This is a genomic window from Caulobacter sp. BE254, assembly GCF_031457295.1.
In the GTDB taxonomy this organism is placed as follows: domain Bacteria; phylum Pseudomonadota; class Alphaproteobacteria; order Caulobacterales; family Caulobacteraceae; genus Caulobacter.
Window position 1 is genome coordinate 1 of the sequence record NZ_JAVDWJ010000033.1, and the last position, 1135, is coordinate 1135.

Consider the following 1135-nt stretch of genomic DNA (forward strand, 5'->3'; position numbering starts at 1 on the left):
AGTGAGAGGAGGAAGGTTTCGTCCCAGCCGGCGCGCTTGATCTTGGTCTTGATGGAGCCCTTGTCGGGATGCTGTCGCAGGGTGTTGAGGGCGAGCTTTCGGATCAGGGCGAGGTTTTGCGGGGCGTTGTCCTTGCGGCTGCGCGAGGCGTCTTCCAGCAGGGTCACGTCGAGCACCCAGTGGAGCTGGTTTTCGATGGTCCAGTGGGTCTGGGCGACCTGGAGCACCCTTTCGGGGGACAGGAGCGTGGACAGCGGGAAGAAACGGACGATGACCGGCTGGGGGGCGCCGGCCCGCTTGCAGTGGGTCTCCACGCGGGCGACGGCGGCCAGGCCGGGAAAGTCCATGTCCTTGGCGGGTACAACCAGGGCGGCGCGGCCCTCGACCCGGTCGTGGGCCTTGGCGGGGCCTTGGATGGCCTCGTCGGCGGGATCGGCGGCGGCGAGCAGGGCCTGGGCCTTGGCCAGCAAGGTCGGCTGGTTGGCTTTCAGGGCCAGGGCGTAGTCGGCTCCGGTGTTCAGGATGGTCTGGGCGGTGTCGGCCCGGCAGTGCAGAGCGTCGGCGGTGACGATGCAACCCTCCAGGCTCAGCAAGGCCAGGGCCTGCTGGGCGCCCAGCACCTCGTTGCGGCCCGGCGCCAGGCGCTGGCCGATCACCAGCCGGGCCTCGGCGGCCCAGACATTGACCAGATGCAGCGGCGAGGCCCGGCACCCCCGCTCATAGGCTCCGCGCAGAGCCTTGCCGTCGATCGCCACCACGCCCTTCAAGGCCCCGGCGAAGGCGGCGGTGAACTGGGCGAAGGCCGCTTCGAACGGCTCGGGCGCCAGCCGGCGAAACACCCGGCTGAAGGTGTCGTGGCTAGGCGGACCGTGCTCCAGCTTCACCACCTGGCGCAGGAAATCCAGCTTGGCCCGCGCGAAGGCGGCCATGTCGGTGCAGTCCTCCGCCCCGCACAGCACCGCCGCCAGGGCCACGAACACCAACTCTAGAAGATCATGCCGAGCGTTCCTCGCCCGCGGATCCTCCATCGCCGAAAAACAAGCCGCGAACATCTCCATCCGACCGTCTCCCTCTCACAAGGAGACACCCTCAGAATCCCGTTCGGACCAAAAATCCATATGCGATTCCCCTGCCC

1 protein-coding gene is annotated in these 1135 nt (G+C 68.3%); it reads right to left on the reverse strand.

The genetic code is table 11. From position 1 onward, the window contains the following. The coding region (locus tag J2X41_RS25200) for an ISAs1 family transposase (protein WP_310087339.1) at positions 1-1058 on the reverse strand (1058 nt) is incomplete at its 3' end. Between the last annotated feature and the right edge of the window lie 77 nt (positions 1059-1135).